The organism is Mycolicibacterium brisbanense, from assembly GCF_001570425.1.
Lineage (GTDB): Bacteria > Actinomycetota > Actinomycetes > Mycobacteriales > Mycobacteriaceae > Mycobacterium > Mycobacterium brisbanense.
This window is the reverse complement of the sequence record NZ_BCSX01000001.1, coordinates 1-26,903: the sequence shown is the minus strand read 5'-3', so window position 1 is coordinate 26,903 and position 26,903 is coordinate 1. Positions and strand designations below refer to the sequence as shown.

Below are 26,903 nucleotides of genomic sequence, written 5' to 3'. Positions count from 1 at the left end.
TCAGTCGTGCTCAGCGGACGACGTGTTATCCGCCGAATTTGGGTTGACCGCAGGCGAACCCGGCACCGGTTCCGGCCTGGAGGTTGGCACGTAAATCGGGCCACGGTCGATGACCGGATCGAGGAGGCCCTCGATGTCATTCGCCGCCTGCTCCACAGGCGCCGGATCGCGATGCTGGCCGGGATAACCGATGAGCGCCTTGACCTGCGGCGTCATGAAGTAGGCTCCGGCGACAACAGCCGACAGCGGGTCGAATGTCCTCCTGTCTCGAGACCAGAGGTCTTTCAACGCGTCCCACATCGCATCGTCGGCGGTGTCGGCCAGTTCAGCCAACGCCGTCACCACTCGTTCGAATGCGTCGCTACGCGCGCCGAGGGCGAGTTGCAGGTACTCCCGGTAGTTTTCGGCGGCACTGGCCTTCGGATTCGGCGCGACGGCTGGGATGAGACAGTCGGCGATGCGAAGCAAGGTCGCCCACTCCATATCTGTCAGCTCGCGGGGCGCGCGTGTGCGTCGAGCCGGGACTGAGAGCCGCTGCGTGGCAGGCGACGGGCTGATGATGTCGGTCATGAACAAGTCTCCTGTGCGCGCTCAACGATCTTCTTGCCGACGCGAAGCGCCAACGCGCTGATGGTGCATGTCGGGTTTGCCGATCCGGATGTCACGAAAATGCTGCCGTCTGCGATGTAGAGGTTGTCGACGTCGTGCGTCTTTCCATACGAGTCGACGACCGAACGTGCAGGGTCGTCGCCCATCCGGGCGGTGCCCAGAAGGTGACCGGGTTGGTCGACCCATATCTCCTGGGTCAGGATCTTCGTGGCGCCGGCCGCTTTGTGCAGTTCGACCATGCGGTCGACGGTGAATTTCAAAAGGGCCCAGGTATTCTCGCTGATTCGGTATTCCACCTTGGGAGCAGGCAGACCGTCCGAATCGACGAGGTCGCGGGAAAGAGTGACCCGGTTGTGCAACTCCGGCAGATCTTCGGTGTTCGCCGCCCAGAGGATGCCCCGCTGCGCCTGACGCGCGATCTCGTGGATCGGCGCACCCCACACCTCGTCGAAGTCCAATTGACGGTGCGCCTCAATGGCATTGAGCGGCCCCGGCGTGGGAAGCACATGCATCTTCGCGCCTCGTACGAAGCCGCGTGACGGGTCGGTCTCGTAGAACTGAAGCGAGTGGATCAATTGGCCGGCGGGCCCGCGCCAACTCTCCAGGTCATCATCGTAGAACCCCAGCGCGCTGCAATTCGGATGCAGCATCAGATTTCGTCCGACCAAGTCCGACGAGTTGGCCAGTCCGTTGGGGTGCCGGTCGTTGGCCGACATCAGCAACAGTCGCGGCGTTCCAACGCCGTTGGCGCACAACACCACGACACGGGCCGACTGAAAGTGCTTCACGCCGTCTCGATCGATGTACTCAACGCCTGTGGCGCGCCGGCCATCATCGTCGGTGATCACCTTGCTGACGCGTGCTCCGGTGATCACGGTGGCGCCGTGTTGCATGGCCTGCGGCATGTAGATCAGATCGAACGATGCCTTCGCGCCTTGTGGACATCCCCATTCGCACGTGCCCCACCGCGCACACTGCTCGAGCGTCTTGAACTTCTGGCTCGGGATCGCGTTGGTTCCCGGCCACCAGTGCCAGCCAAGGGAGTTCGCGGCTTCGGCCCCCTTGATACCGGCCTTGCCGAGCGGGTTCGGTGGAAGGGGGTAGGTCAGGCCTTCGGGATATGCCGTGTCACCGTCGACGCCCGAGACGCCGATGAACGCGTCAACCTCGTCGTGGTAGGGCTTCAGTTCGTCGTAGCTGATGGGCCAATCGTCTGCCACCCCGTCGAGGGACTTGACGCGGAAGTCGGACGGGACGAGCCGAGGCCACTCGGCTCCGTAGAAGATGGAGCTCCCACCGACAGCGTTGAACATCACCGGCCACATGTCCGATTCGGACACATCAACGGGATAGTCGGCCGGGAGCATCCGTTCATTTGGATCATGCGCCCAGTTGTGTTGAATCAGCAGCTCCCACTCGGGGTGGTTCGCAGGAAACTCGTTGGGATTGACCCAATCACCCTGCTCCAGACAGACGACGCTCAGACCCGCCGACGCCGCGGTGTGGCTGACCACCGCTCCCGATGGTCCCGCGCCGACGACCAGTACGTCGACGACATCTGGTACGTGGTCGCTGTTCGCAACGGCTGCCATGATGGCCATCCCTTCTGTGCCTCTTCACTGACAGCGACCGGGCCTTTTTCCACCGCGCACATCGCATGTCTTCATCGAGCTACGGTGCGTTCGGCGGGCTCGTTCGCAAGCTAGATTGTTCATTGTCGACCATGCTCAATCTATTGCGTCGATGGTGACAACGTCAAGCGCACGCTCGGCGTGGTTTCGGGGGGAGCCAGGCGGCAGCCACCGCAGAGACCCACGGCGCTGAGCGCGGAGGAACTGCACCGTAACTGGCGTGCCGACTATACGTCGTAGTCGGCCGACAACGCTGCGTCGAAGCGCTTGACGGTTTCGTTCACGTCGGCAATCGTGTGGGCCGCCGAGACGTACCAGATGCCGCGGTATGCGACCCAAATACCGGCGGCGATGAGATGCCTGGCCAGACGGCTATACCGTTCCTGGTCGATGGTTTGAAGCTGTGCGTAACGCGTGATGGACCTGTTCTCGGCGTCGAACCGGGCGTGGAATGCCATCGGAAGACCTTGGAACCTGACGGGAATCCCGCGGAATTCCATCAGCGCGGTAAGGGAGTCGATGAGCTCTGCGCCGACTGATTCGACATGGCGGTAGACGCTGCGATCCTCGAGTTCGTCCAGTGAGGCCAGGACGGCGGCGGTGGCAATGGTGTTGCCGTTGAACGTGCCGGCATGGGTGAGGGCGCCGGTCGCGACGTCGGCAAACAGGTCCTCTGTACCAACCACGGCTGCGCAGGGCCAGCCCGCGGCCATCGCCTTGCCGTAAACGGCGAGATCCGGTGTCACACCGAACCTTTCGGCAGCGCCGCCGAGCGATACCCGAAATCCCGATATGGTCTCGTCGAAGATCAGCACGATCCCCTTCTGGGTGCAGAGCGTGCGGACATGCTCCAGATAGTTCGCGGCCGGGACGATGGCGCCGGCGTTGAGCATCATCGGCTCCATCACCACCGCGGCGATGGTGTCTCCGTGTCGGGCCACCGCTTCGGTGAACGCTTCCTCGTCGTTCCACTCGATGGTGATCGTGGCATCAAGGGCCTCATGCAGCTGCCCCAGACTGCCCGGGTGGACTTGCCCGCCGTCCGAACGGATTTGGATGTTGTCGAACCATCCGTGGTAGTGACCGTGAAAACGCAGGATGTCGCGTCGTCCGGTGGCGTTGCGCGCAATTCGCATCGCGGCCTGAACCATCTCGCTGCTGGAGCTTCCGAATCGCAGTCGATCCGCCCAAGGCAGTACGGCGAGAACGCGTTCGGCGGCTTCGATCTCACGGCGGTGGGTGGCCGCGTAGATGATTCCTTCGCGTTGGGCGGACACGACCTTCTCCACTACGCGTGGTGGGGCGTAGCCGAGGAAGTTGGGTCCTTGGCCGAGCAGGTAGTCCAGATACTCGGTGCCGTCGGCATCCCACAGGCGGCAACCACTGGCCCGTTCGACGATCAGGTGTGGGTTGAGCAACCGGGTGTTGCTGCTGACCCCTCCCGCCAATGTGTGCAACGCCCGCTGCTGTAGATCTTGTTGATTCGATGTCGTGGCTGTCATCTGTTTCTCCTGGTTAGCCGATGCCATCTGGAAAGTAGAAAGCGATTGCGTTGTGGCAGAAAATGTTGCGCGAGGCCACGTCATCCAATGAGGCGAGGCTTTGAGTAGCCACCCCCAGCACACGGCCGTAGTCTGCGGCCAGCTCGCATACCGGCCAGTCCGACCCGAACATCAGTCGTTGCGCGCCGAACGCGCCGACCAGATGATCGATGTATGGCTGCAGATCTGCCGGCGTCCACGTGGTCCAGGACGCTTCGGTGACCAGTCCCGAGAGTTTGCACCAGACGTTGCGATGCCTGGACAGGGCTGTGATCCCGTTGGCCCAGTGTGCAGACCAGCCTGCGGCAATAGGAGGCTTGGCACCGTGGTCGACCACCAGGCGCAGTTCCGGATGCCGGTCGGCCAGGGTGTCGGCGGCGGCTGCCTCCCGGTCCGTAATCTCAAGATCGAAGGCCAGCTTGCGCGCAGTGATCGCGCGCATTGCGTCGTCGACGTCCGCACGGAGTAGCCACCGCGGATCGGGTTCGTCGGCAACGCCGTGGCGTAAGCCGACCAGGCGATGGCCGCCGGGGCCCGCGCGCAGCGTGTCGATCTGATCGCCCACGTTGGATGCCGTCAGATCCACCCATCCGACGACTCCGACGATGGCCGGTGTGTGGTCGGACAATTCGAGCAGTTCCCGGGTCTCGGCCATGTCGGCGCGGACTTGCACCACAATGGTTCTCGAGACGCCGTTGGCTCGCAGATGCGGTTGTAGGTCCGCGAAGTCGTAGCGACGCCGCAGTGCCGCGAAATCACCTGTCATCCATGGATATGCGCCGACTGCGGGGTCCCACAGATGGTGATGTGCGTCAACGATTGTCATGGGCACTTCGGTCTGCCGGTGTCGGCGCGTCAGCGATCAGCAGTCCCTCGTCCTTCAGGTCGGTCCAGAGATCATCGGGGATCGGCTGATCGAACAATGTCACGTTCTCCATAACCTCGGCGCGGTTGCGTGCTCCGGTGAGGACGGCGGCGACGGCCGGGTGCGCTGCCGGAAACTGCAGCGCTGCCGCCTTGAGTGGGACGCCATGGCGCTGGCAGACCTGGGACAGCCGATGGGCGCGGGCGACGCGGTCGGCAGGCGCCGGGTCGTAGTCGTACCGTGCACCTGGACCCGCGTCGGCCAGTAGACCACTGTTGAAGACAGCGCCGGCGACCACAGCGATGCCACGCGCTGCGCACAGCGGCAGAAATGACTGCAGCGCAGTCTGTTCCAACAACGTGTACCGGTTGGCCAGCAGGAACATGTCGGGGTCGGATTCCCGGGCGAACCGCTCGAGTGCGGCCGTCTGGTTCATCCCCGCGCCGATCGCGGAAACCACCTCCTGGTCGCGCAGATCGATGAGCGTCGGCAACGCGGTGTCCAGCGCCTCGTCGACGTAATCATCCGGGTCGTGTACCAGGACGATGTCGAGGTGATCGGTACCCAAGCGGGTCAGGCTCTCCTCGATGGAGCGCAGCACGCCGTCGCGCGAGTAGTCGTACACCGTGGCTACGTCGGGCGCACCGGCGTCATACGGCCGGCCCGTGGAGTCGAAGTCGTCCGGATGCGGTGGCGCGTCAGCACGCAGCAATCGGCCCACCTTGCTGGACAGCACATAGTCTTCGCGCGGGTAGGGCGCCAGGCCGCGGCCCAAGCGCACTTCACCGTTGCCGCGTCCATACTGCGGGGCGGCGTCGAAGTAGCGGAGCCCGGCCGACCATGCTGCTGCCACGGCGTCGTGCGCCACGTCGTCGGCCACTTCTGTGTACATGCCGCCGATTGCGGTGGCTCCAAACCCGAGCGCCGTGATCGTCAACTGGGTCCGGCCCAATCGGACCGGGGTGTCATGCGCCATCCGGGCAATCTCCTGCCTACTCGTTCGTGGTGCGGTTTCGGTCATCTAATCCACCGTGCCGTCGGGGTGCAGCCCGGCGACGGTCTCGGCGTCGTAGAACGTCGCGACGACCTCTGTCGTTTGGCTCTCGCCCGGGCTCAGCAGTCTCGACCGGCCGGCGGTCACGGCGCCCTGCAATGGGCTGGGATATCCGGTCCATGGCTCGATCAGGGCTTGCTGGTATCCGCGCCATCCGCCGTAGACAAGGCAGAACCACACCACCGAGAAAAGAGCGTGGTCGAAGCACAAGCCGAATCCGCGCCTGTCCGGAACGTCGGTCGCGGCAACCCAGCCCGCGGTCAGTCCCGTCAGGTAGTGCAGGGCGAACGCGCCGGCATCGATGTCGGTTACGTGTCGCAAGTCGTATCCGCGAAGCACCGGCCAGTCGTACGTGTCGCCGGGACGGCCGAGGACTTCGCCGCCCGCTTCGTCGACGATTCCACCGGTAGCGGGGATGTCGAAGCGCATACCGGGCCGGATCGCCAGACTGGGATGAATGCCCCAGTTGTAGTCGAAAGGCAGTGTGCCGATATTGCGCAACCCGTACGACAACGTGAAGCGTTGCTCGTCGGCACGCAATGTGATGGTGCGGTCCAGTTCGGCCGGTGTGATCGGGGTGCGCACCGTGGTGGTCAGAGAAACACTGGCGGGATCGCGGTGCAGTCGGTATTCGGCCGGCGCGGTCCAGACCTCGCCCATATACGGCAGCTGGTCACCGTATCGGTTGCGGCTGGCGCGGCCACCGGGAAATGCGTCGTCCCAGCCGCCGGCCCAGTGGTCGTCGAAGTCGGCGTGCACCGCTGCGAGATGTGGTGCGACTCGCGGCGACTTCCACAGCACGTTGAGGTCTCGGTGCTTGTCGAGCAGCTGCAGGATGTTGGCGCCGCGTTGGGGGAGAACATCCAGAGCGAGATGGCGATTCTGCAGCCGCACCACCTTCAGGCCGTGATACGTCCAGTGGTCGTCGATGTCGAGGTGTGATCCCACGGTTCAGCTCTTTGCGGCCCGGGCTGAGCCTCCGCGCTGCGCCGTGCCGGGCGCAGCCGTCGGAACATTGTGTTCACGAAGGCCTTCGTCCACTTCTTCGATCGCGACCGCCAGGTAGCCGGCCTCGGAGGCCAGCCCTTCGTCGCTGTTCAGCGATTGCGCGATTCGTCGGGTGGCCTTCGGTGCGGCGACGATGACGACGACGATGGCAACGACCCAGACCATCGCGATGACGATGTTTGCGCGGCCGGAAGCGGTGTCAGGCCACGGAATAACGTTGCGGAACATGGTGTAACCGATGACCGCGATCGCCAGCAGCGGGACGACGTAGTCGAACGCGGCGGCCTTGTGGCCCTGGCGAGGTGCGCGGAAGCACAGGTAGTACCACGCACCGACAGAGAACAGTCCGTAGGCGACCAGAAGCACCAGCGTGCCGACCGTCCCGGACCAGGCGAACAGGTCGAATGCCGTGTCGGTGACGGCGACGCGGACAAGCACGATGATGGCTGCGGCGAGTCCGCAGACGAACAGCGTCGCGGAGATCGGAGTCCCGGTCTTCGGTGAGACTTTGGTGAATCCGCGACCGTCGAAGACGCCCCTGTTCAAGGCGAACAGCAGTCGTGAGGCGGCGACGGCGGTGGCCAGGGCGCAGCCCATCGCGGAGACCGCGGTGCCCAACGTCACCAAATCGCCCACCACGGCGCCGATGTACTGCTCACCCAACGTCCCGAACAGCGAGGCCGATTTCGAGAACGCGTCGACTCCCGCTGCGTCTGTGCCGAATCCGAGCATTTGCACGCTGGTGCCGATGATGTAGAACAGGCCACCGAACAGTGCGACCCCGAAGATGGCGATTGGAATCGCACGCTTGGGGTTGGTGGTCTCTTCACCCAGTGACGCGGCGGCTTCGAACCCAGCGAAGGACAGAAAGCCGAATACGATGCCGAGGAACAGCGTGCTTGTCGACGTGCCCGGCGGCACCGTGAACATGTCGAGGGTGAAGCGCTGACCGCCGGGAGCGTTCCCGCCGACGACTCGCACCACGACCACGACGGCGATGATGGCGATTACCGCGGTCGTACAGATCTCGACCCACAGCAGTGTGGCCATCGATTTCTTCACGGGGGAGATCGCCAGCAGTGTCGCGATGCCGACGGACACCAGCGCGATGATCCAGGGCACGATGTCCGGCGTCGTCTTGTACAAGCCGAGGCCGCGCAGGAATTCCGCACCGAAGATTCCGGCCGTCATCGACGTCGTGAGCATGAAACTGAGATAGGCACCCAACAACGCCCAGCCGGCCACCACCCCGGCGCGCGGCCCGATGGTGATGCCGGTCAACCCGAAAACCGAACCGGCGTGGCTGAGGCGACTGCAGATCCGGGCGAAGCCGTACGCCACCAACAGCACACCGATCGTGGCGAGGACGAAGGTCAGTGGCACCGCGCGTCCAACTGTCGCGCCGGCGCCCTGTGGGTTGATGTTGATCGCCAGGCTCGCTCCCATGGCGGCGACCGACAGAGAGATCGCTGCCCACGTCGCAAGGGTGCGGCGCAGTCTTGGCTGTTGCCCTGTCGGATGTCCTGCTGTTGACGTCATGATTCCCATTTCCTTGTGCGACGGCCGAAAGGCCGCGTGCCGCCAGTCGTGTGCGGGTCTGAACCGCCTGAGCGCCTGCGCGGTTACGAATATCCCAACGCAACATTGCAAGCGGCTCTTTGTTCGAACTGCGTTGAACGTATTGCCGCATGACTGGCCACACAATGACGAACCTAACCGCGGATTATTCGGCGCAACCGAACGATGTTGGTAAGTGTGTGGCGATGGGTCGGTAGGTGAGCGTCACGTCGCCTCCATCGGAGATGTGTTGCGGCTGAGCTTGTTTGGGTGCTCGACTGACCCAGCCCTGTGGTGTGCGCGCTCAGTCGGCGTCGGGGATATGCCTCAGCTGGTCGGCGACGCGGCTGAAACCCGTCGCGATGGTGACGAGATCAGCGACTTTGGCGGTGTGTTCGGGCCACCATGCCAGAGCTACCACACACGGCGGGATATCGCGGATGCGACGGAAGGCCACACCGGGGCGCGAATAGAACCGCTGGGCTCCTGCAGACGTCACGCTGATCCCGATACCGCGGGCAACCAGATGTAGCTCGGCATCGCGTGTGCTGGCCTCCTCGACGACGGGTGCCGGGGAGGTGCGGTAGTCGGACAACAGCCAGTAGTCGCGCCACGGGCCAGGGGCTTTGGGGGCAGCGATGATGGGTTCTTTGAGCAGGTCGGCGACAGAGACGCTGTCCTGGTTGGCCAGCGGATGGCCCTCGGGCAGGCAGGCAACGCGGTCTTCGGTGAGTAGCTCGAGAGTGGTGAGACCGCCCAGTCCGATCGGTGGTCGGATGATCGCGGCATGCACTGCCGAATCACGCAATCCGGCAGTGGGATCGGCGAAGTCGTATTCCACTGAACGCAACGGGCGCTGCGGGAACTCGGCGGCGAACGATCGCAATAGCCACGGGATGACCTCAAGCCCGGCGCCGATCGTGTACCCCAGGGTCAGCACCGACCCGTCGCGGTCCGCGGTGCGCTGGGCAGCTTTGATGGCGGAGTCGAGATCGTCGAGGACTTGGGCCACCAGACTGGCGAACACGACTCCGGCGTCGGTGAGTTCGACCGAACGGGTAGTTCGGGCGAACAGCTGGAGTTTCAGTTGACGTTCGAGGTCTTTGATGGTTTCGCTGAGCCACGGGTTCGACACCACGAGCTGTTCGGCTGCACGGGAAAAACTGCGGTGCTCAGCGACCGTCAAGAATGCTCTCAACTGACGCAGGGTGATGCTTGGCTGCGGCATGGTGCCAGAGGCTACTCCGCTGCGGGCCAGAACTCTTCGGCAAATGCGAACAATCTCGGGATCGACCCGTCATTGTCCGTGACGGCCGCAGTCCTTAGTGTCAGGAGCACTCGCCAGTCCGTCGGACGTCGGCCCCGTTCATCGAGTGTGCAGTGCACATGTTGAAAAGTGAGGACACCTTGGATTCCACGATATGGCAGCAGTCGCAGGCAAACATCTCGCTCCTCTTCACCGAATTGCCGTTCGAGCGTCGGCCGGCGGCTGCTGCCGAGGCAGGTTTCACTGCGATCGAATGTTGGTGGCCGTTCGCGTCTGCCACTCCCGGCGCCGGCGTGGTCGACGCCTTCGTGGCGTCGGTTGCCGACGCGGGCGTTCGGTTGCGGGGCCTGAATTTCTTCGCCGGTTACATGGCGGCGGGGGATCGTGGCATCGCGTCACATCCCGGCCGCCGACAGGAGTTCGACGACAGTGTCGCCATTGCGCTGGACATCGGTGCGCGACTGGGCGTCACTGGATTCAACGCCTTGTACGGCAACCGATTAGACGATGTGAGCGACGCCGATCAGGACGACGCTGCACTCACCGCTCTGACTTCGGCCACAGAGCTGGCTGATTCGATCGGGGCGACGGTCCTCATTGAACCTGTCAGCGGCGTGGCGACGTATCCGCTGCGACTGGCAGCCGATGCACTCGATGTGATTCGGGCGGTCCGCCGGCGAATTACGAAGGGACGCATCGCATTGCTCGCGGATTTGTACCATCTCACGGTCAATGGAGACGATCTCTTCGGGTTGGCCACTGCTCATGCCGACGACATCGGGCATGTGCAGGTGGCCGACGCGCCCGGTCGCCACGAACCGGGCAGCGGAAACGCACCACTCACCGACGTGATCGAACTCTTGGCCCAGCGCGGCTATACCGGGACTCTCGGTCTGGAGTACATCCCGATAGGGGACACCGTGGCCGGGCTGGAATGGCTGCGGCAGTTGGTTCCATCGTTCGGTCACGGCAACGAGGCGGCGCGCACCGAGGTGGCCCGATGACCGCAATGTCCGACGCAGGCACGAAGATCGGTTTCATCGGGCTGGGTATCATGGGTGCGCCGATGGCAGCCAATTTGTGCGCCGCCGGATGGAGCGTCGTGGGCCATAGTCGCACGCGCGCGAAGGTCGACGCCCTGGCCCCTCGCGGGCTGCGTGCCGCCGCCGACGTGGCTGACGCGGTGCGCGATGCCGACATCGTCATCACGATGCTGCCCGACTCGCCAGATGTCGAGCGGGTCGCGCTCGGGCCCGATGGGATTCTGGAAAACGCCAGTCCGGGGGCGCTTTTCATCGACATGAGCAGCATTCGGCCCGACACCGCACGCTGCATTGGTGCCGAGGCCCAGAGCCGGGGGCTGCGGTTCCTCGATGCCCCGGTCAGCGGGGGTGAACAGGGTGCAATCGACGGTACTCTGTCGATCATGGTCGGCGGGCCGGCCGACGTGGTGGACGCGGCGATGCCGGTTCTGAATCCGCTGGGTCGCACCATTGTGCACGTCGGACCGCTCGGAGCGGGCCAGACCGTGAAAGCCGCCAACCAGCTGATCGTGGCCGGAAACATCGCGTTGATTGCCGAGGCGCTGGTGTTCCTTGAGGCGCACAAGGTGGACACCACCGCCGCGATCTCGGTGCTGGAGGCAGGTTTGGCCGGCAGTACTGTGATGGCCCGCAAAGCCCGCACCATGGTTGCCCGCCAGTTCGCACCCGGGTTCCGTATCGCCTTGCACGATAAGGATCTCGGTATCTTCACCAGTGCAGCGCGCGAGGCCCGCACGGCCGCCCCACTCGGTGCGGTCGTCGCGCAACTGATGTCCGCCGCGCACGCTCAGGGCGACGGTGATCTCGACCACTCGGCGCTGTTTCGTTTGGTCGAGCGACTCTCCGGCCAATCGGCGTAGCCGAGCCTGCCCCCATCAACTCGACCCCCGGGAGAAACCATGACCGACCTTGATGTCACCGTCGACGTCGACACGGTCGCCGTCAACACGATTCGGACACTGGTCATTGACGCTGTAGCGCAAGCGAAATCAGGACATCCAGGGGCTGCGATAGCCATGGCTCCGGTCGGTTACACGCTGTGGAACCATGCGCTCCGATACGACACGGCCGACCCGACCTGGATCAACCGGGATCGCTTCGTGTTGTCGGCGGGGCATGCCTCCATGCTGCTCTACGCGCTCCTACACCTTGCTGGGGTGCGCCGCACCGACCGGGATGGGTTGGCAGTGCAACTCGACGACATCCGCCGCTTCCGGCAGCTCGGCAGTCCCTGTGCAGGCCACCCGGAACACGGCCTGACCGACGGCGTCGAATGCACCACAGGACCGCTCGGAACCGGGGTGGCCACCAGCGTCGGAATGGCCATGGCCGGCAAGTGGCAAGCCGCGCACTTCAACCGACCCGGCTTCGACATCTTCGACTATCGCGTGTACGCGCTGGCCGGCGACGGCGACATGATGGAGGGAATCGCCCAGGAGGCGGCATCATTGGCGGGCCATCTCAAGCTCGACAACCTCTGCTGGATCTATGACAGCAATGCCATCACGATCGAGGGCGAAACGTCGCTGTCCTTCACCGAGGACGTCGCCGCACGTTTCCGGTCGTATGGCTGGACAGTGACCTCCGTGCCGGATGCCAACGATATCGCAGCGCTGCGAAGGGCATTCGATCATTTCCACGAGCACAGTGGGTCACCGATGCTCATCGTCGTCAGCAGCATCATCGGATACGGTGCGCCCACCAAGCAGGGCACCGCCGCAGCCCACAGTGAACCACTGGGCGGAGAGGAAGCCCGCGCAGCCAAACGCTTCTATCGCTGGCCGGATGATTCGGACTTCTTGGTGCCCGAGATTGCCTACGAGCAATTCCGGCTCGGCGTCGCCGCCCGTGGTCACCGGCAGCGAGCTCATTGGGACACACTGCTCCTCAGCTATCAGGCCACCCATCCCGAGCTGGCCCGTGAACTGACCGACATGCTCGCACGAACCCCGTCGGAAGGTTGGGACAGCAACCTTCCGACGTTCGTGCCGGGCGACGGCCCGTTGGCAGGCAGGTCCGCCAATCACCTGGTACTCAACGAGGTTGCCGCCGCAGTGCCTTGGCTGATCGGCGGTGCTGCCGACCTCGCACCATCGACCAAGACAGCGCTCGACGGTGTCCGTGGGCACTTTGGTCCGGCTGACTACAACGGGCGAAACCTGCATTTCGGTGTTCGAGAGGCCGCTGCCGCAGCCGCTGCCAACGGACTCGCGCTCTGCGGATTGAGACCATTCCAAGCCGGATTCCTGGTCTTCTCCGACTTTCAGCGCGGACCGCTTCGTCTCGGCGCCCTGATGCGGCAGCCCGTCATTCACATCTATACCCATGACTCCATCGGTATGGGCGAAGATGGCCCCACACACCAGCCGATCGAACAGCTTGCGTCGCTGCGTGCGATTCCCGATCTCATCGATCTCCGGCCCGCAGATGCCAACGAAGTCCGAGAAGCTTGGCGAGTGATCATGTCGGTGGTAGACCGGCCGGTCGCCTTGGTGCTGTCGAAGCAGGACCTGCCGGTCCTCGACCGCAGCCGCTTCGCGCCGGCCTGCGGACTTGCCCGCGGTGCCTACGTCTTGGCAGATCCGCCCGGCGGCGGAAGACCCGACGTTCTCATCATCGGCACCGGCAGTGAGGTGGCCTTGGCGTTGGACGCCAGAAACATCTTGGCCGGCAAAGGAATCGGTACACGTGTGGTCAGCATGCCGTCGTGGGCGCTGTTCGACGAGCAGGGCCAGGACTACCGCGACTCGGTGCTCCCACCGGACTTGATCCTCAGGATAGCTGTGGAGGCGGCGTCGGGGTTCGGCTGGGAGCGGCACGTGGGACCGAGTGGCCGCATCATAGCCATGCGCAGCTTCGGGGCCTCTGGCCCTGGGCATGATGTGCGTTCCCACTATGGTTTCACCGCCGAGGAAATCGTCTCAGCAGCAAGTGAATTGGTCGGCCGAACACGCCACCACGGATAATCGGCGAGCCGGTGAACGATGACGGCAGCCTGATACGCGAACCTAACCGGACCTGATCATTGAGGATCTCGGGCGTCAACTGAACCTGGCGGCCGGCCATAACAGAGTGTACTTTAGTTACGGAACCGTTTCGTTATTTAAGTAGGCGTCGTGGTCGATACCCAGGTGCTCATCGCGGGCGCAGGCCCTGCCGGGCTGGCCGTGGCCTGCGGCCTGCTGAGCCACGGTGTGCCGGTGCGCATCGTCGACAAAGCTGAGGGACCTGCCACGACATCACGGGCCAACTTCGTGCACGCGCGGGGCTCGGAAGTGCTCGACCGGCTCGGCGCACTCGGTGAGTTGCCACGACAGTCGGTGCGGGCCATGCAGATCACCACCTACCTCGGGGACCGGCCGGTCATGCGGGTCCGGTTCGGTGATCCCGGGATCCGCTCAGCCGCGCCACCCATGGTCATATCGCAAGCGACCGTCGAAGCGTCCCTGCGAGACCGGCTCGCCGAGCTGGGCGGTGCGGTCGAATGGTCGACACCGCTGACCGACCTTCGCCAGGACGACACCGGTGTGGTGGCGACCTTCGGGGACGGTACGACCGGCCGCGCGGTCTGGCTCGTCGGCTGTGACGGCGCGGCCAGCACTACTCGCCGCCGCGCCGGGATCGGCTTCCCTGGCGTGCAGCTCAGCGAGCGCTTCCTGCTGGCCGACGTGCGGCTCGACTGGGATATCGATCGGTCGGGAACCACCGGCTGGATCCACCCCGACGGCATGGTCGGGGCCATGCCGATGCCCGGCGGCATCTGGCGCATCATCGCGTATGACCCCGGCCTCGCCGGTGATGCGTCGGACGACGAGGTGCTGCAGCGGCTGCGACGATTACTGCCCGAGCGGACCGGCCGCGACGTGCGGGTGACCGAAGCCGCATGGCTGTCGATGTTCACCGTGCACCGTAGGCTCGCGGACACCTACCGCCGAGGCCGTGTCCTCATCGCAGGCGACGCCGCGCACACCCATGCGCCGTTCGGCGGGCAGGGCATGCTGACCGGGCTCGGCGATGCCGAAAACCTCGCGTGGAAACTGGCTTTGGTGGCCCAGGGACTAGCAGAGCAAGCGCTGCTCGACAGCTACGAGGCCGAACGCCGTCCATTGGCCACCGAGGTGCTGCGGGGTACCAGCGCGGTCACCAAGGTGAACATCACGCAGCGGCCGGTGGGCCGGTTCATCCGGGACCGGCTCGCGGTGCCTGTGCTCAACCTGCCTGCCGTGCAACGCTGCATCACCTATCAGACGTCGCAACTCTGGGTGAGCTACCGCAAAGGACCGCTGGCCGAAAGGTCACTTCCGTTGGCGCACAAGCCCAGATCAGGTGACCGAGTCCCGGACGGAACCTATCTGACATGTGATGGCAGCCCAACGCGGCTGTACCCGCAGCTGCGCGGACATTGGGTGCTCATCGCTGATGCCGAGTCGGTGGCGTGCGACGTCGTAAGGACCCATCTGGCCGATCGTGTGACGGTCCTGCACCAGCCGGGCCGCGCCGAGGTATTCCTCATCCGCCCAGACGGCCATCTGGCTTGGCGGGGAACGGATCCCGCGCGACTCGGCAGCTGGCTCACGGCGGCCCTGGCCACCGGGCGCGTCCGATGACCGCCGCGCGCGGACGCCCCCGCGACCCAGCGGTCGACACCGCGATCCTCACCGCCGCGCTGGATCTGTTCATCGAACAAGGCATCTCCGCGATGAGCATGGAACAGATCGCCAAGCGAGCCCGCGTCGGGAAGCCGACGCTGTATCGACGGTGGTCGACGAAAGAGGCATTGGTCGCCGATGCCATCGAGACACTCGTGACCGCCGACGTCACCTGGCCGACCAACGACGAGATCGCTTCGACGCCAACACATCAGCTCGTCGAGCGCAACATCGCCGCTGCCGCCGCAACGGCGGCTGACCCGCGGTTTCGTGCGCTCGTCGCCCAGATCTACGGTTCGGCGGTCACACACCCGCTCCTGATGCAGACCTATTGGACGCACTACATCCAACCTCGGCGCGCGTTGGCCGTCGCGATGCTGCGCCGGGCCCAGGCCGACGGCCGGATCGCGCCCAACACCGACCTGGAAGTCCTCGTCGACATGCTCGCCGGCGGCGTGACCTACCGTGTCCTGCAACCAGATCCACCGTCGAGAACGCAGATGAAACGCTACCTGGAGGCCGCCTACCGCCAGGTGGGCCTGTTGTCGTAACCGCGAGCAGTCCCCCGCAAGCGGGCGGTACCCCCAACAGCGGTACCGGAACTGCGGCGTGTCGCGGACCTGCGTGACTGCTCGCGGGGAAAGTGTCAGCGCAAGAAGGCCTCGGCGTTGTTGGCGAGATCCAGCAGCGGCTGGGGGAGAGCGCCGAGGACGAAGGTCACCACGGCGGTGACGGCCACCACGGTCATGGTCGGCCCGCTCGGCACCACCACGTCAGGGGCGTCGTCGGGAGGGTCGGTGAAGAACATCAGCACGATCACCCGTACGTAGAAGTAGGCGGCGACAGCGCTGGCGATCACGCCGACGATCACCAGCGGAATGGCGCCGCCCTGGCCGGCTGCCTTGAACACCGCGAACTTGCTGACGAAGCCACTGGTCAGCGGGATGCCCGCGAACGCCAGCAGAAATAGCGAGAACACCACTCCGACAATCGGATAGCGCCGCCCCAGCCCGGCCCATCGCGACATCGCGGTGGCTTCCTCACCTGTGTCGTCGCGAACCAGACCGACCACCGCGAATGCACCGACCGTGCTGAAGCCGTAGGCGAACAGGTAGAACAACGTCGACGACACCCCGGCCGGGTTGGCGGCGATCACACCGGTGAGGATGAAGCCCGAATGCGCGACGGCCGAGTACGCCAGCATGCGTTTGACGTCCGTCTGGGTGACAGCGGTGACGGTGCCGATCACCATGGTCAGGATCGCGACCGCCCACAGCACCGGGCGCCAGTCGGCGCGCAGCTGCGGTAGCGCCACATAGAAGATGCGCAGCGTCGCACCGAAGGCGGCGATCTTGGTGGCGGCCGCCATGAACGCGGTGATGGCCGTCGGGGCCCCTTGGTACACGTCGGGAATCCACGAATGGAACGGCACCGCACCGACTTTGAACAGCAACCCGACCAGCAGCAGGCCGATGCCGATGAGCGCCAGGGACGTATGACCGCTGCCCGTTGCGACCGCGTCGGCGATACCGGGCAGCGTCAGCGTGCCGGAGTACCCGTACAGCATCGCCGCGCCGTACAAGAAGAACGCCGACGAAAACGCGCCGAGCAGAAAGTACTTCAGCGCCGCTTCCTGTGAGAGCAACCGGCGCCGCCGCGCCAGCCCGCACAGCAGGTACAGCGGCAGCGACAGCACTTCGAGCGCGATGAACATGGTGAGCAGATCGTTTGCCGCAGGGAATAGCAGCATGCCGCCGATGGCCAGCATGGTCAGCGGAAACACCTCGGTCTGCATCACCCCGGCGCGCGTGGCCAACTGCTCGGCGACACTGCCCGCGACCGCCGACGCTTGCGGCGTGAAACCATCCAGACCCCGGGCGCTGTCACCGGTTTGGCTACCGATCTGACGCTCGGCGATCAGCAGTATCCCGAGAATACCGACCAGGGCGATGGTGGCCTGCAGGAACAGTGCTGGAGGATCGAGCATGACCGCGCCAAGCACCGCGGCCCGGCCCGGGCTGCCGTGCAGGTCGCGCGCCAGCAGCCCCACCGCGGCGACCGCGGCGACCAGCCCGCCGAGTGCGAGGGTGACCTGAATCGGGTAGCGACCGCGCCGCGGCGCGAAAGCCTCCACGAGAACACCGGCGACCGCCACGCCGAACACGATCAGCATGGGGGAGAGCAAGCCGTATTCGATGCTGGGTGTCACCATGTCAGTGGCTCCCTTCCGCCGCGGTCGGCGGTGCGCTCGGTACGGGGTCGGTCTGGCCGATGGTCGTCAGGGTGTGGTGGACCGCCGGATTGATCACGTCGAGAGCGGGTTTGGGATAGATCCCGAGCACCAGTAGCAGCGCGAGCAGGGGTGCCACCACGGCGAGTTCGCGAGGAACGAGATCCCGCAGGTTGCGCACACCACCGTCGCCGTCGTCATCACGGACTGGTCCGGTCATGATCCGCTGGTAGGTCCACAGGATGTAGACCGCGGAAAGCACCAAAGCAGTGGCGGCGAACACCGCCAATACCGGGTAGCGCGTGAATGTGCCGATGAGGACCAGGAATTCGCTGATGAACGGCGCCAGGCCGGGCAGTGACAGGGTGGCCAGGCCTGCCACCAGGAAGGTGCCTGCCAGCACCGGCGCCACTTTCTGCACTCCGCCGTAGGACGCGATCAGCCGGGAGCCGCGCCGCGACACCAGGAAACCGGCGATGAGGAACAGGGCAGCGGTGGAGATCCCGTGGTTGATCATGTACAGCGTCGAGCCGGACTGACCCTGGCTGGTCATGACGAAGATTCCCAGGATGATGAAGCCGAAGTGCGAGATCGACGTGTAGGCGATGAGGCGCATCACGTCGGTCTGGCCGATCGCCAGCACCGCGCCGTACACGATGCCGATCACCGCCAGGGTGATGATGGCGGGCCGGAAATAGGTGGCCGCATCGGGGAACAACGGCAGGCAGTAGCGCAGCATCCCGAAGGTGCCGACCTTGTCCATGATGGCCATCATCAACACCGCGCTGGCCGGGGTGGCCTCCACCGCGGCGTCGGGCAGCCAGCGGTGGAACGGCCACAGCGGGGCCTTGACGGCGAACGCGAACATGAACCCCAGGAACAGGAAACCGCCCACCACGGGGCTGAGCGTCAACCTGCCCGACGCCACCGCCTCGACGATGGCCCGGAAATCGAAGGTACCGGAGCGGAACACGTCGCTCTGCGCGGTCACCACGTACAGTCCGATCACCGCGGCGAGCATGACCAGGCCACCGAAGAGGTTGTACAGCAAGAACTTCACAGCCGCGCGCGACCTGTTCTCCCCGCCGAAACCGCCGATGAGGAAGTACATCGGGATCAGCATGGCTTCGAAGAACACATAGAACAGCAGGATGTCCAGGGCCACCAGCGACATGAACACCATGCCCTCGACGGCCAGCATCAGCGCGAGGTACGCCTGCACCGACCGGCCGGCCAGCCCGGTCCGATCGGCGGCGTCGTTCCAGCCCGCGATGATCAGCAGAGGCATCAAGACCGCGGTGAGCACTACCAACGCCAGCGCGATCCCGTCGACACCGAGGATGTATCCGGTCCCGAAAGACGGTATCCACGCGTGGGATTCGACGAATTGGTACTGCTCGCCCGCCGGGTCGAAGCCGACCGCGAGCACCACAGCTATACCTAGCGCCGCCACCGACACCACGAGCGCGAGCCATTTGGCCAGGACCCGCTGCCCGGCGGGGATGAGGATCACGATCGCGGCACCGATCGTCGGGACCGCCCAGAGCGCCGTCAGCCACGGAAAGGTGTTCACCACAGCCGCACCGCCAGGATCGCCGCGACCACGAGCGCCGCGCCGGCGAGCATCGACAGCGCGTAGGACCGGGCAAAACCCGTCTGCCATTGTCGGAACCGGTCGGAGGCTCGGCTGACCAGCGCGGCCATCCCGGTGGCGGCCCCGTCCACACCTTTGTCGTCGACCTCGACCAGAGCCGCGGTCAACGTCTGCCCGCCTCGCATGAACACCGCCTCGTTGAACGCGTCACCGTAGAGGTCGCGGCGGGCCGCCACCGTGAGTGCCGATCCTGCGGGGACCTGCTCCGGAACGGGTTGCTGCGCGTACATGCGGTAGGCGATCGCGATACCGACGGCCACCACCGCCAAGACCACGACCGTGACGACCCACGCGGGCACGCCGTGGGTGGCCTCATGGCTGCCGACGACAGGCTCCAGCCAGTGCGACAACGTCCCACCGATGGCCAGGGCACCGCCGGAGAGAACTGAGCCGACCGCGAGCAGGATCATCGGCCACGTCATGACGGCCGGTGCCTCGTGGGGATGAACGCTGGAATGCTCTCCGGTCGCTTCGTTCGCCCCGGTGTCCCAGCGCTTCTCGCCGAAGAACGTCATTAGCATCACCCTCGTCATGTAGAACGCGGTGATCCCGGCGCCGAGAATGGCTGCGCCACCGAGGATCACACCGCGGACGCCGTCGGCGCCGAGTGCGGCTTCGATGATGCCGTCCTTGGAGAAGAACCCGGCCAGCGGAGGCACGCCGATGATCGCGAGATAGCCGAGCCCGAACGTCGCGAAGGTGACCGGCAGGGCCTTGCGCAGCCCGCCGTAGCGGCGCATGTTCACCTCGTCGTTCATGGCGTGCATGACCGAGCCGGCCCCGAGGAACAGCCCGGCTTTGAAGAAGCCGTGGGTGAGCAGGTGCATGATCGCGACTGCGTAGCCGGTCGGGCCGAGCCCGGCGGCGAGCACCATGTAGCCGATCTGGCTCATGGTCGACGCGGCGAGCGCCTTCTTGATGTCGTCCTTGGCGCAGCCGATGATCGCGCCGAACAGCAGCGTGACGGCGCCCACGATGACGACGCCGGTCTGCGCGGCGGGCGCCAGGTCGAAGATCGGACCGGACCGCACGATCAGGTACACCCCCGCGGTGACCATGGTGGCCGCGTGGATCAGCGCCGACACCGGCGTCGGGCCCTCCATCGCGTCGCCCAACCAGGACTGCAGGGGCACCTGTGCGGACTTGCCGCACGCCCCGAGCAACAGCAGCAGCCCGATCGCAGTCAGCGTCGGCTGGCTCAGGCCCGGCGCGGCGGAGAACACGCCCGCGAACGAGATGGAGCCGATGGAGGCGAACATGATCATCAACGCGATCGCCAGCCCCATGTCGCCGACGCGGTTGACGATGAATGCCTTCTTGGCGGCGGTGGCTGCCGACGGTTTGTACGACCAGAACCCGATGAGCAGATAGGACGCCAGGCCGACGCCTTCCCACCCGGCGTAGAGCCCGAGGTAGTTGTCCGCCAACACCAGCAGCAGCATGGCCGCCAAGAACAGGTTGAGGTAGGCGAAAAACCGTCGCCGATCCGGATCTTCGGCCATGTAGCCGATCGAGTAGATGTGGATCAGCGAGCCGACACCGGTGATCAGCAGCACGAAGCACACAGACAGCGCATCGAGTTGCAGACCGAAGTCGACCTGTAGCCCCGCTACCGGCACCCAGGAGAACAACGTCTCGTGCACGGTCCGCGCTTCGCCGGTGCGGCCCAGCATTGCGGTGAACAGCGCCGCACCCACGACGAACGCGGCGATCGATGCGGCACAACCCAACAGGTGGCCCCAGCGGTCGGACCTGCGCCCGGCCAACAACAGGATCGCTGCTCCCGCGGCTGGGAGGGCGATGAGCAGCCAGATAGGAAGTGTCATGGCGCCCTTAGTGTTTGAGCAGACTGGCGTCGTCGACCGAGGCCGAGTGCCGGGTGCGGAAGATGGTCATGATGATGGCCAGGCCGATCACCACCTCGCAGGCGGCGACCACCATGGTGAAGAACGCCACCACCTGACCATCGAGATGACCGTGCATGCGGGAGAAGGTGACGAACGCCAGGTTCGCCGCGTTGAGCATCAGCTCCACGCACATGAACATGACGATGGCGTTGCGTCGCAACAACACTCCGGCCGCACCGATGGTGAACAGCAGCGCCGACAGATACAGGTAGTTCGCGGGATCCATCATGCTCCTCGCGTCCGCAGATACATATGTGCTCCTCGCGTCCGCAGACCCGTTCGTGCTCCTCGCGTCCGCAGAAACATTTAGGGCTCCCTCTCCACATCACCCGCGACACTGCGCTGCGGCAGGATCGCGCTGACCGACAACACGGCGTCCGAACCGTCGGGCAGCCGCGCCGGGATGTCGACGGCGTTGTGGCGGGCGTAGACGCCGGGATTGGGCAGCGGTGTCGGTCGCCCCCCGGCCTGGAAGCGTTCGATCGCCAATTCGCGCTGGGTTTTTCGGCGTTCGAAGCGTTCCCGGTGGGCCAGCACCATGGCCCCCAGCGCGGCGGTGATCAGCAGGGCACTGGTGAGTTCGAACGCCCACAGGTACCGGGTGAAGATCAGCGCCGCCAGACCTTGCACGTTGCCGCCGCTGTTGGCCTGCGCGAGCCCGGTGAAACCCACCGCCGAGACGTTGCCGATCCCACCGATCAGCAGGATGCCGAAACCGAGTCCGGCGATCAGTGCCGCGACCCGTTGTCCGCGCAGGGTTTCCACCAGCGACTCCGTCAGGTCCACACCGATGAGCATCAGGACGAACAGGAACAGCATCATCACCGCACCGGTGTAGACCACCACCTGCACGACTCCGAGGAACAGCGCGTCCTGGGCCACGTAGAGCACTGCGAGCGCGATCATGGTCGAGGCCAGGAACACCGCTGAATACACGGCCTTGGGGGCGGCCACCACACCGATCGCTCCGAGTACCGCGACCGCGCCGAGGACCCAGAACACCACGGCCTCCGACGTCGAGGTCCTGATGGCTGCGTCGGTTGCCGCCGCGAGCAGTTCGGGCGTCACCGGGCGTCCTCGGTACAGGGCGAGATCTTGCCCAGGTAGTAGTCGTCATCGGTGCTGCCCGGTGCCATGTCGTGCGGCGGGGCCAGCATGCCCGGCTGCAGGGGCGCCAGCAGTTTGTCCTTGCCCAGGATCAGGTCGGCGCGGTTGTCGTCGGCCATCTCGTAGTTGTTGGTCATGGTCAGCGCCCGCGTCGGGCACGCCTCGATGCACAGCCCGCAGCCGATGCAGCGCAGATAGTTGATCTGGTACACCCGTCCGTAGCGCTCACCCGGCGAGTAGCGTTCGCCGGGCAGGTTGTCGGCGCCCTCGACGAAGATGGCGTCGGCGGGGCAGGCCCATGCGCACAGTTCGCACCCGATGCACTTTTCCAGTCCATCCGGGTACCGGTTGAGTTGATGGCGACCGTGGTATCGGGGTGCGACGGGCCCGGGTTTCTCCGGATACTCTTCGGTGATCGGCTTTTTGAACATCGAGCCGAACGTGACCGCGAAACCGGCCAGCGCGTCGAGGAACTTAGGCATCAGCCGTCTCCTTCCTGACGGACGGGAGTGGCGGGACGGGATACGCCCCGGCGCCCTGCTCGGGCGGCGGCGGGAGGCTTCTGCGCCGCAACGACTTCCACAGCGCCACGGCCAGTAGCAGGACGATGATGACAGCGGCGCTGACCAGGCCGGTGGCCCAGCCTTGGTAACCGTGGGTGCGCAGACTGTGGGTGACGGCCACGACCATGATCCAGACCAGCGATACCGGGATCAGGACTTTCCAGCCGAGCGCCATGAACTGGTCGTAACGCAGCCGCGGCAGAGTGGCCCGCAGCCAGATGTAGATGAACATGAAAGTCCACACCTTGGCGGTGAACCACAACAGCGGCCACCACCCGCTGTTGGCGCCGTCGATCATGTTGAACGGGAACGGCGCATGCCATCCACCGAGGAACATCGTGGTGGCCAGCGCCGATACGGTGGTCATGTTGACGTATTCGGCAAGCATGAACATCGCGAATTTCAGCGACGAGTATTCGGTGTGGAAACCGCCGACCAACTCACCTTCCGCCTCGGGCAAATCGAAAGGCGCACGGTTGGTTTCACCGACCATCGACGTCACATACACCACGAACGAGGGGAGCAGCACGAACACGTACCAGATGCGATCCTGAGCCGCCACGATCCCGGAGGTCGACATGGTGCCGGCGTAGAGGAACACCGCGGCAAACGAGAGCGCCATCGCGATCTCGTACGAGATCACCTGCGCGCTCGACCGCAGGCCGCCCAGCAGTGGGTAGGTCGAGCCCGATGCCCATCCGGCCAGCACGATTCCGTACACCCCGATCGAGGTGACAGCCAGCACGTAGAGCACCGCGACCGGCAGATCGGTCAGTTGCAGCGGTGTGCGGTGGCCGAACACCGACACCGCGCCGCCCATCGGAATCACCGCGAACGCCATGAACGCCGGGATCACCGAGATCACCGGCGCCAGTAGGTAGATGGGCTTGTCCACGCCGGCGGGTGTCAGACCCTCTTTGAGGGCCAGCTTGACGCCGTCGGCGAGGGACTGCAACAGGCCCCATGGGCCGACCCGGTTGGGGCCCGGTCGCATCTGCATGCGGCCCAACACTTTGCGTTCGACGAGGATGGCCGTCAACACCGTCAGCAACAGGAACACGAAGATCGCCAGCGACTTGGCCAGGATCAGCCACCACGGATCATGGCCGAACAAGGTGGGATCAGGATATGTCATGCTCCGGCTCCGATCGACACGATGGCTCCGGCGGATGCGCCCAACTGCCGGTATACCGCCGATCCGGGGGAGTGCAGCGGCAGCCATACCACCCGGTCGGCCATCGCGGTCACCGCCAGCGGCAGGGTGACCGCACCGCGATCGGTCCGGACGGTCACCGGATCACCTTGTGCCGCGCCGATTTCAGCGGCGGTCGCGGCCGAAAGCCGGACCACCGGCGTGGGTGCCGTGCCGGCCAGATACGGCTCGCCGTCCTGCAGCCGCCCGGAATCCAGCAGCATGCGCCAGCTCGCGAGGACCGCCTGCCCGGGGCCGGGCTCGGCCTGCGCGGCGGGCGGCACCGACGGTGCGTCGGCTCGCGGCCCCGACCATGAGCCCAGCGCCGCGAGCTCGGCGTCGGCGGCCGCCGGGCCCGACATCCCCAGATCGACACCGATCTCGTCAGCGAGGTAGTGCAGGACCCGCAGATCGGGAATCGCGTTGGTGCGCAGCGACGGTTCGAACGGCCGGATGCGGCCCTCCCAGTCGACGAAGGCCCCGGCCTTCTCGACCACCGGCGCGACCGGGAACACCACATCGGCCAGTTGGGTCACCGCGCTTTCCCGCAGTTCCAGGCTCACGACGAACGGCGTCGCGCGTAGAGCTGACACCGCCAGCGCCGGATCCGGAAGGTCGTCGAGTTCGACGCCGCCGACGAGCAGCGCCCCCAGTCGCCCGTCGGCCGCGGCGGTCAGGATCGCCGTGGTGTCGCGGCCGGGCGTGCTCGGCAGTTCGCCGGAGCTCCAGGCTCGCTCGGTCTCCGCGCGGGCCTGCGGATCGGTGACCGGTCGGCCGCCCGGCAGCAGGTTGGGCAGGGCGCCGGCCTCCACGGCGCCGCGTTCCCCGGCTCGACGCGGAATCCACGCCAGCCGGGCACCGGTGGCTGCGGACAGCCGGGCAGCTGCGGACAGCGCGCCCGGCGAGCCGGCGAGCCGTTCACCGACCAGGATCACCGCACCCGGCTCGCGTAGCCGCTCGTCGCGCGTCAACGCGTCGAACGCGGCAGCCTCGGCGCCGGGGACGGTCGCAATCAGTGTTCCCGACATCTTCTCCAGACCACGCGTGGCGAACGGCGCCAGCGCGAGCACCCGCACCCTGTGCTTGCGGACCGCTTTACGTAGCCGCAGGAAGACGATCGGGGATTCCTCTTCGGGTTCGAAGCCCGCCAGCAGGACGGTCGGCGCGGTCTCCAGTTCGGCGTAGCGCACCGTCATCGGCCTGTCGGCCACGGCGCTGGCGAGGAAGTCGGCCTCTTCTGCGGAGTGGTCACGGGCCCGGAAATCGATGTCGTTGGTGCCCAGCACCATTCGAGCGAACTTGGCGTACGCGTAGGCGTCCTGCAGCGTGCTCCGTCCGCCCACCAGGACCCCGGTGTTGCCACCCGCTGCCAACAGCCCGGCGCCGGCCACGGTGAGGGCCTCCGACCAGGACGCCGGCCGAAGGCCGCCGCTGTCGTCGCGCAGCAGTGGGGTGGTGATGCGGTCGCCGACGGTCGGATACGTGAACGCCCACCGGCCCTTGTCGCAGTTCCATTCCTCGTTGACCTCGGGATCGTCACCGGCCAAGCGGCGCAGCACTTTTCCGCGGCGATGGTCGGTGCGCTGGGCGCATCCCGACGCGCAGTGTTCACACACACTGGGACTGGACACCAGGTCGAACGGCCGGGCGCGGAACCGGTAGGCGGTACCGGTGAGGGCCCCGACCGGGCAGATCTGCACCGTATTGCCGGAGAAGTAGGACTGGAACGGCTCGTCGGGGGCGATGCCCACTTGTTGCAGCGCACCACGTTCCAGCAGCGCGATGAACGGGTCTCCGGCAATCTGGTCGGAGAACCGGGTGCACCGGGCGCACAGCACGCAGCGTTCGCGGTCCAGCAGGACCTGGGCGGAGACGTTGATCGGTTTGGGGAACGTCCGCTTGACATCGGTGAACCGGGTCTCCGGACGCCCGTTGGACATCGCCTGGTTCTGCAGCGGGCATTCCCCGCCCTTGTCGCAGATCGGGCAATCGAGCGGATGGTTGATCAACAGCAGTTCCATCACACCGCGCTGGGCCTTGTCCGCCGCCTCGGAACTGAACTGCGTCCGCACCACCATGTCCGGGGTGACGGTCGTGGTGCACGATGCCATCGGCTTGCGCTGTCCCTCGACCTCGACCAGGCATTGGCGGCAGGCACCCACGGGATCCAGCAGCGGATGGTCACAGAACCGGGGGATCTGGATGCCCATCAGCTCGGCCGCACGGATCACCAATGTGCCCTTCGGAACACTGATTTCATCGCCGTCGATGGTCAGCGTGACCATCTCCACCGGCGGAGTGTCTTTGGTCGGCTCGGCCAATGTCACGAGCGGCCCCCTTTCCTTGCGCGAGCAGACACGAAAGTCCCCGTTACCTCGGCGTGTCGGGTACTTGCGGTGGGGGACCCTCCCGCTTGCGTGGGACTGCTCGCGGTGAGAAACATCTACACACCTGCCTCTTGGGTCGCCATCAACGCCGAGGCGTGCGGGTCGAACGGACAGCCGCCGTCCAAGTGGGCGACATACTCGTCGCGGAAATACTTGATCGACGAGATCACCGGCGACGCGGCGCCATCGCCCAACGCGCAGAACGACTTCCCGAAGATCGTGTCGGAGATGTCGAGCAACTTGTCGATATCGGCGGCGGTCGCGGCACCGGTTTCGAGGCGGGCGTAGATCTGCGCCAGCCAGTAGGTGCCCTCGCGGCATGGAGTGCACTTGCCGCAGGATTCGTGGGCATAGAACTGGATCCAGCGGCGTACCGCGCGGACCACGCAGGTGGTCTCGTCGAAGATCTGCAGTGCCTTGGTGCCGAGCATGGACCCGACGGAGGCCATGCCTTCGTAATCCAGTGGGACGTCGAGGTGTTCGGTGGTCAGCAGTGGGGTCGAGGAGCCGCCGGGGGTCCAGAACTTCAACGTGTGGCCGGTCCGTATCCCACCGGCGTAGTTGAGCAGCTCGCGCAGCGTGATGCCCAGCGGCGCCTCATACTGTCCAGGCCGGTTTACATGTCCCGACAGCGAATAC

Annotated in this window: 21 protein-coding genes and 1 pseudogene; 5 read left to right on the top strand and 17 right to left on the bottom strand. The window is 65.6% G+C overall.

The window, feature by feature from the left end; translation table 11 throughout:
- The 8 genes from RMCB_RS00110 to RMCB_RS00075 form a co-directional block, all read right to left on the bottom strand.
- A complete protein-coding gene (locus RMCB_RS00110) occupies positions 1-570 on the bottom strand; it encodes a hypothetical protein (RefSeq protein ID WP_234791938.1) in 570 nt (189 codons plus the stop codon).
- Positions 567-2,201, bottom strand: a complete 1,635-nt coding sequence (locus RMCB_RS00105) for a GMC family oxidoreductase (RefSeq protein WP_062827172.1) — start codon at positions 2,199-2,201, stop codon at positions 567-569. The genes RMCB_RS00110 and RMCB_RS00105 overlap by 4 nt, the downstream gene beginning before the upstream one ends.
- A 266-nt stretch (positions 2,202-2,467) precedes the next feature.
- Positions 2,468-3,742, bottom strand: coding sequence for an aspartate aminotransferase family protein (locus tag RMCB_RS00100; RefSeq protein WP_062827130.1), 1,275 nt, complete (start codon positions 3,740-3,742; stop codon positions 2,468-2,470).
- A gap of 13 nt (positions 3,743-3,755) precedes the next feature.
- Entirely contained in the window at positions 3,756-4,607 is an 852-nt protein-coding gene (locus tag RMCB_RS00095; RefSeq protein ID WP_072278385.1) for an amidohydrolase family protein, read from the bottom strand.
- Positions 4,594-5,667: an aldo/keto reductase gene (locus RMCB_RS00090; RefSeq protein WP_234791937.1), complete on the bottom strand. Its 1,074-nt coding sequence runs from the start codon at positions 5,665-5,667 to the stop codon at positions 4,594-4,596. Before RMCB_RS00090 ends, RMCB_RS00095 begins: the two co-directional genes overlap by 14 nt.
- Positions 5,668-6,648, bottom strand: coding sequence for an aldose epimerase family protein (locus RMCB_RS00085; RefSeq protein ID WP_062827127.1), 981 nt, complete (start codon positions 6,646-6,648; stop codon positions 5,668-5,670).
- 3 nt (positions 6,649-6,651) lie between these two features.
- Positions 6,652-8,247 carry an APC family permease gene (locus RMCB_RS00080; protein ID WP_165606230.1) on the bottom strand — a complete coding sequence of 532 codons (1,596 nt, stop codon included), beginning with the start codon at positions 8,245-8,247 and terminating at the stop codon, positions 6,652-6,654.
- Between the two features lie 322 nt (positions 8,248-8,569).
- Complete coding sequence (locus tag RMCB_RS00075; protein ID WP_062827125.1) at positions 8,570-9,493, bottom strand: LysR family transcriptional regulator; 924 nt, start codon at positions 9,491-9,493, stop codon at positions 8,570-8,572.
- A gap of 158 nt (positions 9,494-9,651) precedes the next feature.
- On the opposite strand from RMCB_RS00075, the gene RMCB_RS00070 reads away from it, so the two are divergent.
- From RMCB_RS00070 to RMCB_RS00050, 5 genes are all read left to right on the top strand, one after another.
- A complete protein-coding gene (locus tag RMCB_RS00070) occupies positions 9,652-10,536 on the top strand; it encodes a hydroxypyruvate isomerase family protein (protein ID WP_062827124.1) in 885 nt (294 codons plus the stop codon).
- Positions 10,533-11,435 carry a 2-hydroxy-3-oxopropionate reductase gene (locus RMCB_RS00065; protein WP_072278383.1) on the top strand — a complete coding sequence of 301 codons (903 nt, stop codon included), beginning with the start codon at positions 10,533-10,535 and terminating at the stop codon, positions 11,433-11,435. Before RMCB_RS00070 ends, RMCB_RS00065 begins: the two co-directional genes overlap by 4 nt.
- Positions 11,436-11,474: 39 nt before the next feature.
- Entirely contained in the window at positions 11,475-13,541 is a 2,067-nt protein-coding gene (tkt, locus tag RMCB_RS00060) for a transketolase (RefSeq protein ID WP_062827122.1), read from the top strand.
- A 150-nt stretch (positions 13,542-13,691) separates the two neighbouring features.
- Positions 13,692-15,182 (top strand): FAD-dependent monooxygenase, encoded by a 1,491-nt coding sequence (locus RMCB_RS00055; RefSeq protein ID WP_062827121.1) that lies wholly within the window; start codon positions 13,692-13,694, stop codon positions 15,180-15,182.
- Positions 15,179-15,775, top strand: coding sequence for a TetR/AcrR family transcriptional regulator (locus RMCB_RS00050; protein ID WP_062827120.1), 597 nt, complete (start codon positions 15,179-15,181; stop codon positions 15,773-15,775). The genes RMCB_RS00055 and RMCB_RS00050 overlap by 4 nt, the downstream gene beginning before the upstream one ends.
- 95 nt (positions 15,776-15,870) lie before the next feature.
- Here the strand turns inward: RMCB_RS00050 and nuoN are convergent, their stop codons facing one another.
- From nuoN to RMCB_RS00005, 9 genes and pseudogenes are all read right to left on the bottom strand, one after another.
- Positions 15,871-17,436 (bottom strand): NADH-quinone oxidoreductase subunit NuoN, encoded by a 1,566-nt coding sequence (nuoN, locus tag RMCB_RS00045; RefSeq protein WP_062827119.1) that lies wholly within the window; start codon positions 17,434-17,436, stop codon positions 15,871-15,873.
- A gap of 1 nt (position 17,437) precedes the next feature.
- Positions 17,438-19,030, bottom strand: a complete 1,593-nt coding sequence (locus tag RMCB_RS00040; protein WP_062827118.1) for an NADH-quinone oxidoreductase subunit M — start codon at positions 19,028-19,030, stop codon at positions 17,438-17,440.
- On the bottom strand, positions 19,024-20,934 hold the full coding sequence (gene nuoL / locus RMCB_RS00035; RefSeq protein WP_062827117.1) for an NADH-quinone oxidoreductase subunit L: 1,911 nt from the start codon (positions 20,932-20,934) through the stop codon (positions 19,024-19,026). The genes RMCB_RS00040 and nuoL overlap by 7 nt, the downstream gene beginning before the upstream one ends.
- 7 nt (positions 20,935-20,941) lie before the next feature.
- A complete protein-coding gene (nuoK, locus tag RMCB_RS00030) occupies positions 20,942-21,241 on the bottom strand; it encodes an NADH-quinone oxidoreductase subunit NuoK (RefSeq protein WP_029372627.1) in 300 nt (99 codons plus the stop codon).
- Between the two features lie 80 nt (positions 21,242-21,321).
- Positions 21,322-22,083, bottom strand: coding sequence for an NADH-quinone oxidoreductase subunit J (locus RMCB_RS00025; RefSeq protein ID WP_062827116.1), 762 nt, complete (start codon positions 22,081-22,083; stop codon positions 21,322-21,324).
- Positions 22,080-22,622 (bottom strand): annotated as a pseudogene (gene nuoI, locus RMCB_RS00020) (NADH-quinone oxidoreductase subunit NuoI); the annotation flags it as partial. The gene RMCB_RS00025 and the pseudogene nuoI, both read right to left, overlap by 4 nt.
- Entirely contained in the window at positions 22,597-23,820 is a 1,224-nt protein-coding gene (gene nuoH, locus RMCB_RS00015) for an NADH-quinone oxidoreductase subunit NuoH (RefSeq protein WP_062827115.1), read from the bottom strand. The gene nuoH and the pseudogene nuoI, both read right to left, overlap by 26 nt.
- Positions 23,817-26,204 (bottom strand): NADH-quinone oxidoreductase subunit G, encoded by a 2,388-nt coding sequence (locus tag RMCB_RS00010; RefSeq protein ID WP_062827114.1) that lies wholly within the window; start codon positions 26,202-26,204, stop codon positions 23,817-23,819. Before RMCB_RS00010 ends, nuoH begins: the two co-directional genes overlap by 4 nt.
- Positions 26,205-26,320: 116 nt before the next feature.
- Positions 26,321-26,903: NADH-ubiquinone oxidoreductase-F iron-sulfur binding region domain-containing protein (locus tag RMCB_RS00005; protein WP_201028204.1), on the bottom strand; the 583-nt coding region annotated here is incomplete at its 5' end.

What these genes read in the sequence shown, in the direction of transcription:
- RMCB_RS00080 (WP_165606230.1), bottom strand. Translation starts at nt 8,247, where the DNA reads ATGACGTCAACAGCAGGACATCCGACAGGGCAACAGCCAAGACTGCGC.
- nuoH (WP_062827115.1), bottom strand. Translation starts at nt 23,820, where the DNA reads ATGACATATCCTGATCCCACCTTGTTCGGCCATGATCCGTGGTGGCTG.
- RMCB_RS00070 (WP_062827124.1), top strand. Translation starts at nt 9,652, where the DNA reads ATGTTGAAAAGTGAGGACACCTTGGATTCCACGATATGGCAGCAGTCG.
- RMCB_RS00100 (WP_062827130.1), bottom strand. Translation starts at nt 3,742, where the DNA reads ATGACAGCCACGACATCGAATCAACAAGATCTACAGCAGCGGGCGTTG.
- RMCB_RS00050 (WP_062827120.1), top strand. Translation starts at nt 15,179, where the DNA reads ATGACCGCCGCGCGCGGACGCCCCCGCGACCCAGCGGTCGACACCGCG.
- RMCB_RS00090 (WP_234791937.1), bottom strand. Translation starts at nt 5,667, where the DNA reads ATGACCGAAACCGCACCACGAACGAGTAGGCAGGAGATTGCCCGGATG.
- RMCB_RS00105 (WP_062827172.1), bottom strand. Translation starts at nt 2,201, where the DNA reads ATGGCAGCCGTTGCGAACAGCGACCACGTACCAGATGTCGTCGACGTA.
- RMCB_RS00110 (WP_234791938.1), bottom strand. Translation starts at nt 570, where the DNA reads ATGACCGACATCATCAGCCCGTCGCCTGCCACGCAGCGGCTCTCAGTC.
- tkt (WP_062827122.1), top strand. Translation starts at nt 11,475, where the DNA reads ATGACCGACCTTGATGTCACCGTCGACGTCGACACGGTCGCCGTCAAC.
- RMCB_RS00075 (WP_062827125.1), bottom strand. Translation starts at nt 9,493, where the DNA reads ATGCCGCAGCCAAGCATCACCCTGCGTCAGTTGAGAGCATTCTTGACG.
- nuoN (WP_062827119.1), bottom strand. Translation starts at nt 17,436, where the DNA reads ATGGTGACACCCAGCATCGAATACGGCTTGCTCTCCCCCATGCTGATC.
- RMCB_RS00095 (WP_072278385.1), bottom strand. Translation starts at nt 4,607, where the DNA reads ATGACAATCGTTGACGCACATCACCATCTGTGGGACCCCGCAGTCGGC.
- RMCB_RS00065 (WP_072278383.1), top strand. Translation starts at nt 10,533, where the DNA reads ATGACCGCAATGTCCGACGCAGGCACGAAGATCGGTTTCATCGGGCTG.
- nuoL (WP_062827117.1), bottom strand. Translation starts at nt 20,934, where the DNA reads ATGACACTTCCTATCTGGCTGCTCATCGCCCTCCCAGCCGCGGGAGCA.
- nuoK (WP_029372627.1), bottom strand. Translation starts at nt 21,241, where the DNA reads ATGGATCCCGCGAACTACCTGTATCTGTCGGCGCTGCTGTTCACCATC.